The organism is Bradyrhizobium sp. FW305-F6 (genome assembly GCF_058782905.1).
In genome coordinates this window covers 196,627-210,291 of record NZ_JBYSYD010000006.1, presented here as the reverse complement: position 1 = coordinate 210,291, position 13,665 = coordinate 196,627, and the positions used below count along the sequence as shown (strand labels likewise).

The 13,665-nt window shown below is 66.0% G+C and carries 8 protein-coding genes; 3 read left to right on the top strand and 5 right to left on the bottom strand.

Annotation, left to right across the window (positions count from 1 at the left end; genetic code table 11):
- The first annotated feature begins 85 nt into the window (after window positions 1-85).
- The gene (locus AC3WLX_RS31380; RefSeq protein WP_492338840.1) at window positions 86-4,192 is read left to right on the top strand and encodes a bifunctional diguanylate cyclase/phosphodiesterase; all 4,107 of its coding nucleotides are present in this window, start codon (window positions 86-88) and stop codon (window positions 4,190-4,192) included.
- 105 nt (window positions 4,193-4,297) lie between these two features.
- Here AC3WLX_RS31380 and galE read toward each other — a convergent pair whose 3' ends face one another.
- The 4 genes from galE to AC3WLX_RS31360 all read right to left on the bottom strand — a co-directional run bounded on the left by galE (window position 4,298) and on the right by AC3WLX_RS31360 (window position 9,558).
- A complete protein-coding gene (gene galE / locus AC3WLX_RS31375) occupies window positions 4,298-5,290 on the bottom strand; it encodes a UDP-glucose 4-epimerase GalE (RefSeq protein WP_492338839.1) in 993 nt (330 codons plus the stop codon).
- A gap of 19 nt (window positions 5,291-5,309) precedes the next feature.
- Window positions 5,310-6,113, bottom strand: a complete 804-nt coding sequence (locus tag AC3WLX_RS31370; RefSeq protein WP_492338838.1) for a WecB/TagA/CpsF family glycosyltransferase — start codon at window positions 6,111-6,113, stop codon at window positions 5,310-5,312.
- Window positions 6,106-8,478 carry a Wzz/FepE/Etk N-terminal domain-containing protein gene (locus AC3WLX_RS31365; protein WP_492338837.1) on the bottom strand — a complete coding sequence of 791 codons (2,373 nt, stop codon included), beginning with the start codon at window positions 8,476-8,478 and terminating at the stop codon, window positions 6,106-6,108. Before AC3WLX_RS31365 ends, AC3WLX_RS31370 begins: the two co-directional genes overlap by 8 nt.
- A 279-nt stretch (window positions 8,479-8,757) precedes the next feature.
- Window positions 8,758-9,558, bottom strand: coding sequence for a class I SAM-dependent methyltransferase (locus AC3WLX_RS31360; RefSeq protein WP_492338836.1), 801 nt, complete (start codon window positions 9,556-9,558; stop codon window positions 8,758-8,760).
- A gap of 395 nt (window positions 9,559-9,953) precedes the next feature.
- On the opposite strand from AC3WLX_RS31360, the gene AC3WLX_RS31355 reads away from it, so the two are divergent.
- Window positions 9,954-10,982 carry a glycosyltransferase family 2 protein gene (locus AC3WLX_RS31355; RefSeq protein ID WP_492338835.1) on the top strand — a complete coding sequence of 343 codons (1,029 nt, stop codon included), beginning with the start codon at window positions 9,954-9,956 and terminating at the stop codon, window positions 10,980-10,982.
- A gap of 12 nt (window positions 10,983-10,994) precedes the next feature.
- Here the strand turns inward: AC3WLX_RS31355 and AC3WLX_RS31350 are convergent, their stop codons facing one another.
- On the bottom strand, window positions 10,995-11,981 hold the full coding sequence (locus AC3WLX_RS31350) for a glycosyltransferase (RefSeq protein WP_492338834.1): 987 nt from the start codon (window positions 11,979-11,981) through the stop codon (window positions 10,995-10,997).
- Between the two features lie 325 nt (window positions 11,982-12,306).
- Here AC3WLX_RS31350 and AC3WLX_RS31345 point away from each other — a divergent pair, with 325 nt between their 5' ends.
- A complete protein-coding gene (locus AC3WLX_RS31345) occupies window positions 12,307-13,659 on the top strand; it encodes an O-antigen ligase family protein (protein WP_492338833.1) in 1,353 nt (450 codons plus the stop codon).
- Window positions 13,660-13,665 lie beyond the last annotated feature (6 nt).

The window sequence follows — 13,665 nt, the reverse complement described above, 5'->3', positions numbered from 1 at the left end:
GCGCCGCGCAATAACGACCATTTAGGCGATCGCCGTCCAAAGAGGTATCGGGAGAAATAGGCAGAAATGCCGGGGAGCTGAGATCGTGCCGACGACCCTCGCGCGCACCTTTGCGGCGTTGAGCGCCATCAATGAAGCGATCCTCTACGCGAGGTCGCCGGACGAGCTGTACCAGAAAGTCTGCGACGCCGGGTTCTCGAGCGCGGACTTTCTGGCCGTCGCCGTGTTCCTGGTCGAGCCGGACGGCCGGCGCTTGTGCTTCGCGGCCGGCTGTGGCGACGACATTGCGCGGCTGCGCTCCCTCGTGATCACGACGGAAGCCGGGACGCCCGAAGGGTCCGGCGTCGGTGGCGAGGCGTTTCGCGAACAGAAGCTGTGCGTCAGCAACGATTATCTGAACGATCCGCGCTCGCTGGCCTGGCGCGAGGGCGCCGCCCAGGCCCACATCGGTGCGGCCGCCGCGCTGCCGCTGCGCTGCAACGGCAAGAGCGTCGGCGTCTTGTATGTGACGCGCAGCGAAGCCAACTCGCTGAGCGAGCAGGTCGTCTCGCTGTTCGAGCGCATGTCCGCGAACATTTCTTACGCGCTGGACAATTTCGCGCGCGAGACCGCGCAGCAGGCCAGCGAAAGGGCGACACGGCGCCTCAACCGCATGTTCGGCGCCATCAGCGCCACCAACGAGGCCATCCTGCGCGCCAAGACCGAGCAGGAGCTGTACCAACTCGTGTGCGACGCCGCGGTCCACGGCGGCAAGTCGCTCGCGACCATCGTGCTGCTCCGCGAGCCGGGTTCGCACTGGCTGAAAGCCGTCGCCGCCACCGGGCAGAACCTCGAACTCGTCACCCAGGCCCGCTATTCGGTCGACCCGGAGAATCCGTACGGCAGGGGCATCTCCGGCGAGGTGTTCCGTACGCAGAAAGCCATCGTCGAGGACGATCTCGCCCGCCGCACCAAGGGTACGCCGTGGGAACAGGCCAACGTCAACACCGGCGTTGCCGCCTGCGTGATCGCGCCGCTGATCAGGTACGGCGCGAGCGTCGGCGTGCTGCAGTTCTTCATCAGCCGCTCCTGGGCCAAGGACGAGGAAATCGTCGCGCTGCTGCTGCGCATGGCGGAGAACGTCTCGTTCGCGATCCAGAATTTCGGCCGCGAGGCCGACAAGGCCCGTATCGCTGCGAAAGAAGAGCACCTGGCGCGCATGTATGCGGCGCTCAGCGCCACCAACGAGGCGATCCTGCGCGCGCGCTCGCGCGCCGAGCTCTTCGATCTCGTGTGCGAAGCCACTGCGAAGGGAGCCAAGTTCACCTCCGCCACCGTCGCGTTGGTCGATCGGCATGCCGAGCTGCTGCGCGTGGTCGCCAGCTATGGACCGAATGCCAACCAGGTCCGCAATTTCAAGTTCTCCACCTCCGACCGTGTGCCCGAGGGGCGCGGGCTGACAGGCACCGCCTTCCGCACGGGCCAGCCCGCCGTCAGCAACGACGTGCTCGCCGACGACCGCATGGCGCCGTGGCATGCCAGCGCCCGCCGCGCCGGAATCGCATCCTCCGCGGCATTGCCGCTGTTCAACGGCGACCGGGTCGAGGGCGTCTTTCTGTTCAATTCTCCGGAGTGCGGCACCTTCACGCCCGAGCTCGTCGAGTTGCTGCGCAAGCTTCAGGCCAACGTCGCCTTTGCGCTTGAAAGTTTCGACCGCGCCGACGAGAAGGCGCGGGCGGACAAGCAGCGCGATCGCCTGAGCGGGATGTTCGAGGCGCTGAGCGCGACCAACGAAGCCATCATGCGCGCCAAGACGCGCGAGGGCTTGTTCGAGGCTGCGTGCCAGGCCGCCGTACTCGGCGGTCTGTTCGCCTCGGCGACGATCGGCATCGTCGACGACGAGCGCGAGCTCGTTCGCGTCGTTGCGGTCAAAGGGCGCCTGCAGGACCGCATGATTGGACGGACCTGCAGCATTTCCGCCGGCAATCCCGAGGGAGATGGCATCATCGGCACCTCGCTACGGACGCGCCAGCCGAGTGTCATCAACGATTATCTGCACGATCCGCGCTCGGCACACTGGCACTCCAAGGCGGTGGAGGACGGGACCCGTGCTGCGGCGAGCTTCCCGCTTCTGAGGGCGGGGCGGGAGCCGGTCGGCGTTCTGCTGTTCCTGGCTCTGGAGGAGAATACGTTCACGCCCGATCTGGTGGCGCTGCTGGGGCGGCTGGCGGAGAACGTCTCTTTCGCGCTCGACAATTTCGAGCGAGCCGAGGAGAAGGCCCGCACGGAAGCGCAGAAGGAGCGGCTGACGCGTATGTTCGCAGCGCTCAGCGCGACCAACGAGGCGATCATGCGGGCGAAGTCGCGTGCCGAGCTGTTCGACCTGGTCTGCCTCGCGGCATCGAGCGGCGCCAAGTTCACGTCGACCACGATCGCGTTGGCAAGCGCCGACAGCGATCGGCTGGAAATCGTGGCGAGCGCAGGGCCGTCCGCCGACACCACCCGCAACGTTCGGCTCTCCATCGATCCGGAGCGGCCCGAAGGACGCGGGATGAGCGGCACGGCGTTCCGAACGCGCCAGCCCTGCATCAGCAATGACTATCTCAACGACGACCGCGTCCGCGCCTTCCACGCCATCGTCCGCAGTGACGGCGCGCGCTCGGGCGCAGCATTTCCGCTCGTCGCGCACGACCAGCCCGTCGGCGTCATGATCTACATGTCGACCGAGCCCGGCACCTTCACGCCCGAATTCGTCGAGCTGCTGCAGCGCCTCGCCGACAACGTCTCCTTTGCCATGGAGAATTTCGATCGCGCCGACGCGAAGAACAAGGCCGACGAGCGCATCGAATACCTCGCTTCCCATGACAGCCTGACCGACCTGCCGAACCGCGAGACTTTCAACGCCCTGCTGCGCGAGGCGATCGACGCGGCGCAGCGCCGCGATCAGCGTTTTGCCGTGCTGTTCATCGATCTCGACCGCTTCAAGGTCATCAACGATTCGCTGGGTCACGAGGCCGGCGATCTGCTTCTGCTCGAAGTGGCCAAGCGCTTGCGCAGCGCGTTGCGGACCAGCGACGTGGTGGCGCGTCTCGGCGGCGACGAGTTCGTGGTGATCCTCGACCGGTGCGGCGAGATCGAGGACGTTCAGCGCATCGCGACCGCGCTGCTCTCGGCCCTTGCCGAGCCGATGCAGCTTGCCGGCCACGAGTGCCACACCACGGCCTCGATCGGCATCGCGATGTACCCGGCCAATGGCTCCGACGCGCAGACGCTGACCAAGAACGCCGACATGGCGATGTACCTCGCCAAGGAAGACGGCAAGAACGGCTGCCGCTTCTTCTCCAACGAGGTGAAGACGCAATCGATCGAGCGGCTGTCGCTCGAGAGCGCGCTGCGCCGCGCGCTGGAGCGCGAGCAGTTCTCGCTCAACTACCAGCCCAAGATCGACATGGAGAGCGGCCAGATCACGGGCGTCGAAGCGCTGCTGCGCTGGGCCCATCCGGAACTCGGCAGCGTCTCGCCCGCACAGTTCATTCCGCTCGCGGAGGAAACCGGGCTGATCGTGCCGATCGGCCGCTGGGTGCTGAACGAGGCCTGCGCACAGGCCATGGCCTGGCAGCGCCGCGGCCTGCTGCCGCTGTCGATGGCGGTCAATTTGTCGCCCCGGCAGTTCGCCGACGAGCATCTGTTGCGGGACGTCGACGAGGCGCTGGCGGCCTCGGGCATGTCGCCGGTGCTGCTCCAGCTCGAGGTCACCGAGAGCATGATGATGCGCAATGTCGGTCGTGCGCTCAAGGTGCTCGACTCCATCCAGAGCCGCGGCATCCGTCTCGCCATCGACGATTTCGGCACCGGCTACTCGTCGATGTCGCTGATGAAGCACTTCCCGATCGACACCATCAAGATCGACCGCTCCTTCGTGCGCGACCTGCCGCAGGATTCGGAGGATCAGGCGATCGCGCAGGCGATCATCAGCATGGGCAAGGCACTGGGCATGACCGTCGTCGCCGAAGGCGTCGAGAACGCCGAGCAGGAGGCGTTCCTGCGCACCCATGGCTGCGACGAGATGCAGGGCTTCCTCATCTCAAAGCCGTTGCCGGCGCGGGAGATGGCCGAGCTGCTGCGGCCGACGGTGTTGACGGTCGCGCCGCCGCTCCAGCCGGAACCGGCCGACGAAGCCGTAGCCCCGGGGCTGAAGCGCGCTGTCGTCTGACGCTCCAGAGCGCGATGAGATTTGGATGAATCGTCATCGCGCTTCAGGGTGTTGATGACGCATGATTGTTCCGGAAAACCGCTTCGCACTTTTCCGGATCATGCTTCAGCGCGCCCTGAACGGATGCGCCGTCTGGTGCCAGGCCCAGGCCGTGCGGATGATCGTCGGCAGGTCGGAGTGGCGCGGCACGAAGTTCAGTACCTGTTTCGCGGCGGAGGGATCCGCGACCAGATAAGTGGGATCGCCCGCGCGACGCGGCTTGACGGTGTGCGGCACCTCGCGCCCGGTCTCCTGCCTGATCGCGTCGAGGATCTCGCGCACCGAAAAGCCGGAGCCGGTGCCGAGGTTGAAGCTGCCGCCGGCATGGCCTTGTTCCAGGAGCTTCAGTGCCGCAACATGCGCCGCCGCGAGGTCGGTGACGTGAATGTAGTCGCGGATCGCGGTCCCGTCGGGCGTGTCGTAGTCGTCACCGAACACGGCGAACTCGACATGTCCCTGAAGCGCCATCATGGCGCGCGGAATGAGATGGGTCTCGTTGTCGCGCAGCTCGCCGATGCCGCCGCCCGGATCGGCGCCGCTGGCGTTGAAATAGCGCAGGCAGAACGCACCGAAGCCATAGGCCGTGCGGTAATCGGCCAGCATGCGCTCGATCATCAGCTTCGAGGCGCCGTACGGGTTGATCGGCGTGCAGGGAAAGTCTTCCGGCAGCGCCTTGGAATCGGCGTTGCCGTAGACGGCGCCGGTCGATGAGAACACGATGTGGTTGCAGCCGGCGTTGCGCATGGCTTGGAACAGCGACAGCGTGCCTTGCACGTTGTTGATGTAATATTTCTGCGGGTCGGCCATGGACTCGCCGACGAGGCTCGCCGCCGCGAAATGCATCACCGCCTTGATGTTGTGATCGGCGAAGGCACGCGCCAGCGTCACGCCGTCGAGCAGGTCGCCGGTCACCAGCGGCCCGGCGACGAAGCTGCGATGGCCCGTCGAGAGATTGTCATAAACGACGGGCTGATAGCCGGCAGCGGTCAATGCGCGGCAGGCATGCGAGCCAATATAGCCCGCGCCCCCGGTGACGAGGACGGTCGGTCGGTCGGTCATGTCGTCTTCAGCTCTTCTCTTAGCGGAGGGTGCGGTTGCGGCTGATGAGAAGATAGAGTGCGCGGGGGTTGGTGGTCAAATAGCGCCAGAACAGACGGCGTGGCTCGAGCAAGGTGCGCCAGGCCCATTCGAGCCCGATTCTCTGCATCCATTGCGGCGCACGGGAGCGGCTCCCTGACAGGAAGTTGAACAGGCCACCGGATGTCTTGATAACGCCAACATTGGTCAGATGCGGCGTGAATTCCTTCACGAAGGCCTGCTCGTTGGGCACGCCGAGCGCGATCCACAGATAATCCGGTGCGAGGGCGTTGATCTCCTCGACCTTGGCCCGCAGCGCCTCACCGCGCAGATAGCCGTGGCTGCTCCCGACGATCCTGAGGCGGGGATACAGCTTCTGGACGTTCTCGACAGCGGCGGCGTTCTCGGCCTCGCTGGCTCCGAACATGTAGAACGTGCGGCCCGCTGCTTCGGCCTTGCGCGCGACGACGTGGAACAGGTCCGTGGTCGCAACGCGCTCCGGCAACGGGAACCAGGATTGCAGCTTCGAGACCGCGACCAGCGGCTGGCCGTCGGCGTTGATCAGGTCGGCGGCGCGGAACAGGCGCTCGGTCTGCGGCTCGGTCGAGCAGCGCGCCAGCACCTCGCCATTGGCCGACGTCAGGAACAGCGGACGGCCGATGCGATTGTCGGGATCGGTCGCCTCGATCATGAAATCGGCGGTGGCTTCCAGGTCGAGCGCGGCCATGCGAAGCCCGCCGACGGTGGTTCTCGGCACGTCGGCAGTTGCCGCCCGTCCATCGAGGTTGACGCGGCGCTCAAGCATATTGTCTGTCTCGCTGGCGCGTTTGCATTGCAGGGGTGAGCTCGTCGAGCACGACCCCGACGAGCTTGCGCTCGGCGGGGCCGAGCGCGGTCAGGATCTCTTCGAGGCTGTCGTTGACGTCGAGGCTGGTCGGCAGCACGGCCACCAGCGAGTCGATGTCGTCGAGCAGCTTGCGGCCGCCGGCCGGGAGCGGCAGCGCAGGGCCGTCGAGGACCACGAGATCATAGCCGGCGGCGGAACGGGCCTGCGCAATCGCCTTGCGGATCGCATCGGCGGCCTTGCCGGCGTCGCCCTCGGCGGCCGGCAGCACCGAAATGCCGTTGACCGTCTTGACCTCGCGCGCCTCCTTGCTACCGATCGAGAGCCAGCCGCGTCCGCTCGGTTCGCTCTTGCCGCGGCGGATGACCTTGTTGGAGAGCGAGCGGGCCTGATGGTCGGCATCGATCATCAGCACGCGGGCGCCGTCGCGCGCGGCCGCCAGCGCGAAATTCAGCGCGGTCACGCTGCGCCCCGTGCTCGTGCCGGCACCGACGAGCGCGATGACCGGCATCGCCTTGCCGCCGGCGCGCCGCGTCACCGCGCTGCGCATGTCGCGCCAGGCGTTGAGCAGCGTGGTCAGCGGAAAACCGGGGCGGAGCGTCGGCCAGCCCAGCCGCGTCAGGTCGACACCGCCGCCGGTCGCGAGAATGGCGCCGAGCGTGTGGATGACGTCGGCCTCCTGGAAGCGCGCGATCAGCGGCTTTTCGACCGGAGGCGTTTCGACCATCGCAGGCTGTAGCGGCGGAGCCGCAAGCTCCGGCGGTACCTGTTCGATCTCCGGCGCTCGCGAGGCCGGTTGAGCCGGCGAGGGTTCCGGCGGCCGCGTGCGCTGGGGAGCTCGCGCTGCATCCGGCGCCGGAATGCGCTGCGGACGGGCGGGCGCCGGCGCCGGTGCGATCGCGCCGGTGAACAGCAGCTCGGCCGCGACGAACCAGCTGGACGCAGCGATCGCCCCGAAGATGAAGCCGATCATCGCGAACAGGCTCATGGCCGGCGGGAACGAGCGCCGCTGCGGCACGGTCGCCTCGCCGATGACGCGCGCCGCCGACGTGTTCAGGCTCTCCTGTTCCTCGGTCTCGCGGGAGCGCTTGAGGAAGGACTGATAGACGTCGCGGCTGGCGTCGGCCTCGCGCTCGAGCTCGCGCAGGCGCACGGCGGCCTGGCTGAGCTGGACGCTCTGCCGCTTCTGCGCTTCCAGCGCCCGGTTGAGCGAGGCCTCGTAGTCGCGGGCGCGCGTCAAATCGTTCTTGGCGGACTGGGCGAAGCGGTCGATCTCTTCGTTGATGGTTCGCTTGAGGTCTTCGACCTGCTTCTCGGTCTGACGCAGCGCCGGATGGCGCGGCCCGAGCTCGCTGGCCTGTTCCGCATATTTCTTGCGGGCGTCGGCATATTGCGCCCGCAGATTCGCGATGGTCGGCGATTGCAGCGCCTCCGGGATCGCGCCGGCATCGGCCGCGGTGCGGCGGGTCGCCTCGATCTGGTCGAGCCGTGCCTGCGCATCCATCGTTGCCGCCCGTGCCGCGGAAAGCCGCTGGTTGCTGGCCGAGAGCTGCTGATCGCTGATCAGCGCATCCTGGGTGCCGACGAAATTGTTCTGGGCCTTGTAGGTGGCAAGCGCGGTCTCGGCATTGCGCAGCCGGTCGCGCAGCTCCTTCAGCCGGCCGGAAAGATCGTTGGTCGCGCGCCGCGCGGCCGAGGCTTGCGAGTTGCGGGACTCCGCGAGGTAGGCACTGGTCAGCGTGTTGGCCAGCATGGCCGCCTTGGCGGGATCCGTCGACCAGACCTCGACGTCGACGATGAAGCTCTTCTCGGTCTTGCGAACGGTGATGTGCTTGTTGAGCGCCTCGAGCGCTGCAAGCTGCACTTCCTTCGTCTCCGCGGTGGAGGGCGCACGGGGCTGCAGGCCGACCAGGCCGAGCAGAGACGACATCAGGCTTCGGCTGTCGCCGCCGCCGAATTCCGGATCCTTGTCGAGCCCGGCCTGCTGGATCACGTTCAGCAGCACGCTGTTGGAGGTGATCAGGCGTGCCTGGCTCTCCACCACCATGGACATGCCGGAGATGTCCTGGGCGCGCGGCGTGAGTTCGCGGTCGACCAGCTGAAGCTCGCGCGGATCGACATAGAGCTGGGCGGTCGCGGTGTAGCGCGGCGTTATGCTCTTGCCGACGACGACTGCAAGCGTCGCGCCGAGCAAGGCGGCCGCGGCAATCGCTACCTTTCGCCGCCAGAGGATATTGATGAGCTCCAGCACGTTGAAGCCGGCCTGAGGCTTCCCCTGCGAGGCCTCCGGTGCGGCTCGATCGATCGGCTGGTTGTAGTCAAGCATGATCCCCAGCTTTCATTCCAATTGTCGCGGGCTGAGGGGTTACTCTTCGCTTTACGCCACGCACCCGGGATGTAGGTGCCCAATCAACGCAACAGGGAAAATTAACCATACCCATTGCGGGACTATTCACCGAAATGGCAAACAAAGCGTTTAAGCGCATGCCGCCGTTCGGAGCGCTGCCGGGACGCCTGGATCCCCGAGAGATTAACGGTTCGTTACCGCCCGCAGCGCGCCCGCGAAGCGTCGCTCGTCGTGCGATCGGCTGCGCGTGCATGGCCGTCAGCTCTTCCGCAGGATGACGTGATAGTCGCCGCGGCGGACGTCCGTGCCGCGCGGCAGCACGGCGTTCAGCAATGCGGCGCCGGCATCGACCAAGGCCGCGAACAGCGGCTTGCCCCGGCGCATCTCGGGATAGCGCGGACTTTCGACCTCACGACGATAGATCATCTCGAGGCCGTTGGCGGCTGCGAATGCCTCGAGCCGGGGCAGCGTCACCAGGGGATGGAAGAACGTCGGGAACGGCGGCTCGCCCGGCAAACCGGCATCCTTGATTCCGCGGATGTGCCGGTAGAACCAGACATGAAACCAGTGCGGCGAATATTTGGTGACGACCCCGGAGAGCGAGCGTGGATTGGGCGCGCCGATCAGGATCATCCCCCCGCGCTTGAGCGCGTCGCGGAAGTTCAGCAACGCGGTGTCGACGTGCGGCAGATGCTCGATCACGTTGTAGCAGATCACGAGATCGAAGGTCTCGCCGCCGAAGCGGTAGGTCTGGACGTCGCCCAGGATCGCCTCGTCGGCATAAGTGTTGTTGCGGACCTGGTCCTCGTCGATATCGACGACGGTGACCTTGCTCCGGCTCAGCAATTCCGGTGGCAGGACGCTGCATGAGCCGCCGCCGGCTTCATAGATCGCGAGCCGGCCCTGCGGCAGCTCGCGGCACAGCACGTCATGGACGGCGAGCAGGCTGTCGCGGGCTTCGCCGGGGACAAGATCATGAAGCGCCTGGGTCGGTGCAGTGGCCGCGGGAATCCGGATCGCCGTGGCTGTCGCGAAATCGATCGTAGCTGGCTTGTTCATTTTCTCTGACCGCGCTTGTTCTAATCAAATTTACAGGAAAGGACGTGCCAGCCCGAAGAGCAAATCCGATGCCGCACGTGCCCACCGGTTGCAGTGCTTACGGTCCGGTTAACGCTCATGTGCGTTAACTACGGCATTGTTCATGGTGGGCGCCGCTGCGCGCATGGACTGCGAATTGCAGTATCACACGCGCATGACTTCGCGGGATAAACGGACGAAAGCGGTTAAGCGGTTCATGTTGCTCCAGGGCGGACGTCAAGGCCGGCGCGAGAGGTGAGCTTGTGACCTCCAACCGGCCGTTCATTTTGGGACGCATGTGTCCCGCGGTGATGACCCGTTGCAGGACGTGAGATCGAGGCAGGGCTTTTTCAACATATCTCGGACATCTAGAAGACATGACATTGATCCCGACCGACCTGTCCGCCACGCGCATCTCGGATGCCGTGCGTGATCCCAACCGGGAGATCCTGGCGAGCTCCCGCGTCATCGACCTGTCGGTCGGCATCGTCGTCTGCATTCCCTGCTTCCGCCGTCCGCAGCATCTGCGGCTGACGCTGGACTCGCTCGTCAGCCAGCGCACTCCGCGCTCCTTTGCCGTCGTGATGGTCGAGAACGACGCCGCGCGGCGCGAGAGCGCGCCGGTCGCTGCGGAATATCTCGCAGACGGCAGACTTCAGGGCGTTTGCCTCGTCGAGAAACGGCAGGGAAACTGCCAGGCGATCAATGCCGCGTTCGAGACGGCGCAGGCGTTGTTTCCCGCCGCCACCCGCTTCCTGATGATCGACGACGACGAGATCGCCTCACCCGACTGGCTCGAACTGATGGTCCGAACAGCGGAGGCAACCGGTGCCGACGTCGTCGGCGGGCCGGTGCTGCCGGTGTTCGATGACGGCAGCAAGCCTTGGCTTGCGCGTCATCCCGCCTTCTGTCCGACCTATGACTACAGCGGCGCGGTGCCGCTGATCTACGGCTGCGGCAATTGCCTGATCACGCGTGCCGCCTTCGAGCGGTTCGACCGGCCCGCGTTCGACCTGCGCTTCAATTTTCTCGGCGGCGGCGACTGCGATTTCTTCGTGCGGTGCCGCGATGCCGGCATGACCTTCCACTGGACGGCGGAGGCCGTCATCACCGAGACCGTGCCGCAGAACCGCACCAGCCTCGGCTGGATCGCAAAGCGCGGCCTGCGCATCGGTGCGATCAACTATCGGGTGCAGTACAAGGCAGCGCGGAGCACGACGGCGCGGATACGGGTGTTTGCGCAGATGCTTGGACGGGTGCCGTTGTCGCTGGTTCGCGCCGCGACCTCGTTGAGGTCGTCGAAGGCCGTCGTCGCGATGCATCCCGTGATGGTTGCGGTCGGCGCCGCTTTGGCCGCCTTCGGCCTCGAGCCGAAGCCCTACGAGGCCTCGAAGATCGTGACGTGACGCGGCGGCCGGCTAGATGCCGAAGCGTGCGAGGGCGACCCTGACGACCGCGCGTGGCAGCGACTTGACCGACCGCCGGCCGATCATTGCAAGATAAGTAGAGGCGTCGCGATATCGTCCGAAGCGAATGGCCTGCATCGCCGAATAGGTGACGAGGTGAATCTCGGCAGCCTGGCGCAATCCACTCGCCGTCCCCTCGGGAAGTCTCGCCAGGATCAGCCCGTCATCGAAAACCCGCGCGACCGCGGGGAGGAAATCCTGCGGGGTGCGCACCGCAGCGTTCATGGTGTTGGACGTGTGCAGCCGGTAGTCGAGCAGAAGCTCTGGCGCGAACTCGAATTCGCCGATGGCCGCCAGGCGGCACCAGCAATGCCAATCCTCGCAATACCTGAGAGAGGTGTCGAAGCCGCCGACGGCGCGAAAGGCCTCGGCACGTGCGAGCGCGATGCCGCCGTTGACGATGAAGTTGCCGGCGGCGAGCCGGGTCAGCACGTCTCCCGACGGCTTGCGGCGTCCCTTCAGGAGGCTGCGCCGACCGATCTGCCGTCCCTCGCTGTCGATCGTATTGTAATCGCCGTAGACGAGAACCGCGCGCGGCGCGCCGCGTGCGGCGGTCAGCAGGGCCGCAACCGCGCCAGAGCGCAGGCGGTCGTCGGCGTCGAGGAACAGCAGCCACTCGCCGCTGGCATGGCGCGCGCCGAGATTGCGGGCCGACGATACGCCTGCGGAGTCATTCGTCATCAGGCGCAGTCGCGGGTCACGAATGGCACGGACAATGGCGGCGGTGTCGTCGGTGGAACCGTCGTCCACGACGATCACTTCACCCACCTCGTTTTGCGCAAGCGCGCTGGAAAGGGTTTCGCCGATATAGGCAGCGACGTTCTTGGCGGGAATGATGACGGAGACCGGCGTGACCGGGCTCAGCGGCAGTGGCAGGTGCGCCGGTTGCGAGACGCGCGAGGCCACTGGCAGTTCGAGAATGTCTTCTGCGGTGATCAAGCTGTGACCCGTCTTTAATGATCTGTTAACCACGACGCATCTGTCGCGCCGAAAACCCAGACCTCGGCGACCCGCGGATGATACTCGGATCGCGCGCGAATGCTTGCCGCGAACGCGCGTGCGCCGCCGGTTTCGTAGATTAGCGTTAAGCTGGCGGCATTAAGCCTGTGGCAAGTTCGGAAGAGTGGGGCAGCCGGTCCCATGCGAGATGCGCATCGGAGTGCCGCGGATGGAGCGACAGACGGTCAATGTGGCGCCTTCGCGGCTGATGATCTGTCTACGCCAGAGCGAGAGCAACCCGGCGCTCCACTGGACGTCTTGAGCCATGAACCGCAGCGCTGCCGACGTGACCGATACCGAAGCCCGATCGTTCGGCCATGTCCTGCGCGATCGTCTGGCGGAGCTCGATGCGATGCAGGTGGCGCGCTGCCTCGTCGCCATCGCAGCGCTGCTGCTGGTGCTGGTGACGCTCGATCCGTTCCCGGACCTGCGCGATCCCAACGTCACCACCATCGTCGGCGGACGAATGGCGCTGACTTACATCGCCTGGGGGCTCCTGGCCGCGGTCGGAATGCTCTGTGTCGCCGGCTCGGATGCACCAGCGCTGAAGAGCCTGGTGACGCCGCTGCATCTCTGCCTGCTCGGATGGCTGGCGATCAACATCGTCTTCTCCGAGAGCCGCGGCGTTTCGATGCAACGGTTTGTTCTGGCGGCCAGCGTGACGTCGCTGGCCGTCGTGTTGCCGTTGCTGCCGCCGACGCAGCGCAGCTTCAACCTTTGCCTTGGCGGGGCCGCGCTCGTGCTGCTCGCGCTCTGCTATCTCGGCATCTTCCTCGCGCCGCAATACTCGATGCACTCTGCCCTCGACGTCACCGAGCCGCAGCTTGCCGGCGACTGGCGCGGCAGCTTCGGCCACAAGAACGTCGCCTCGCCCGTGATGACCATCCTTGTCTATGTCGGCATCTACCTGTCCGCGGTGGGCTCGTTCGTGATGGGGCCGGCGATCGCCACACTGGCCGGCATCTTCCTGATCTTCACCGGCGGCAAGACGTCCTCGGTGTTGTGCCTTGCGATCTACGCCCTGGCATCGCTGGTCTATGTTACGCCCGGCCTGTGGCTGAAGCGGATCATCTGCTTCGCGCCGCTGCTCGCGATGAATTTGTTGACCGTCGGCAGCGTCATGAGCCCGGCGCTCGGGGCGATGACGCGGCTGCTTCCGCTCGATCCCTCCTTCACCGGCCGTTCCGCGATCTGGGAGTTCGCGCTTGCCGCCGTTGCGGAGAAGCCGATCATCGGTCACGGCTATGGAGCGTTCTGGGACGACGTGAGCGCGCGGCAGACGGCCCAGGGTGCCGAATGGGCGACCTCCGCGGCGCACAGCCACAACAGCTATCTCGACCTCGCCGTCACCATCGGCCTGCCGGGGTTGATGCTCGTGATCCTCGTCTTCGTGCTCGCACCGCTCGGCAACTTCCAGACCGCCCAGGCTCACAGTCGCAGTGGCGCATTGGCAAAGCTGTTCCTGACCGTATGGCTGTTCGGCCTCTATTACGGGGCGACCGAGACCTTCCTGCTTGAACGCCAGAATCCCGTCTGGTTCATGTTCGCCTTCGCCGTCGCCGGTCTGCACTTCCTAGCCCGGTTCCAATGCGTCGAGCACAGGGAACCAAGTCGCTGACAACTT